Annotated in this window: 1 protein-coding gene; it reads right to left on the minus strand. The window is 71.5% G+C overall.

What is annotated here, in order from left to right; translation table 11 throughout:
• The coding region (locus AB0J93_RS30100; protein ID WP_363925736.1) for a condensation domain-containing protein at positions 1 to 1,006 on the minus strand (1,006 nt) is incomplete at both ends.

The raw sequence follows: 1,006 nt of genomic DNA on the forward strand, positions 1-1,006 counted from the left end.
TCGAACGGCACGTCCTGGTGGTCCAGGGCGGTCAGGCTGCTCTGCCGGACCCGGCCCAGCACCTCGGCGAAGGTCGGGTCACCCGACAGGTCCGTACGCAGCACCAGAGTGTTGACGAAGAACCCGACCAGATCGTCCAACGCCTCGTCATTACGCCCCGCCACCGGAAAACCGATCGGGATGTCGGTGCCCGCACCCAACCTCGACAACAGCACCGCCATCGCCGCCTGGAGCACCATGAACGGCGTCACGCCCTCGGCCCGCGCCAGGTCCACGATCCGCTGATGCACCTCGGCCGGTATCCGCAGCGGCACGGCGTGCCCGCGATGCGATGAGACGGGTGGCCGCGACCGGTCGACCGGCAGGGTCAGCTCCTCGGGCGCGCCGGACAGGGTGTCCCGCCAGTAGCCGACCTGCGCCGCCAGCAGACTGTCCGGGCTGGACTCGTCGCCCAGCAGTTCACGCTGCCACAGCGCGTAGTCCGCGTACTGCACCGGCAGCGGCGCCCACACCGGTGCCTCGCCGCGCAGCCGGGCCTCGTACGCGGTGGACAGGTCCCGGCCCAACGGCGCCGTCGACCAGCCGTCGCTGGCGATGTGGTGCATCACCATCACGAGGACGGACTCGTCGGCACCGGTCTGGAACAGCCAGGCCCGGACCGGCACCTCGGCGGCGAGGTCGAACACATGGCGGCTGGCCCCGGCCACCGCGTCCGCCAGCCCGGCCGGCGTCACCGTTTGCACGTCGAGCGCCCAGTCGAGCTCCGCCGGCTCCAGGATGCGCTGATAGGGCTCGCCGTCGGCCACCGCGAAGACGGTGCGCAGCGACTCGTGGCGGGCGATCACGTCCCGTAGGGCCGCGTTGAGCGCCTGCACGTCGAGTCCCGCGCCGAGGCGCATCACCAGCGGCAGGTTGTAGAGCGGGCTGGGGCCTTCGAGTTGGCCGAGGAACCACAGGCGTTGCTGGGCGAATGACAGCGGTACCTGGGCCGGACGTGTACCGGCCC

Origin of the sequence: Micromonospora sp. NPDC049374 (assembly GCF_040677165.1) — a bacterium.
Taxonomy (GTDB): domain Bacteria; phylum Actinomycetota; class Actinomycetes; order Mycobacteriales; family Micromonosporaceae; genus Micromonospora.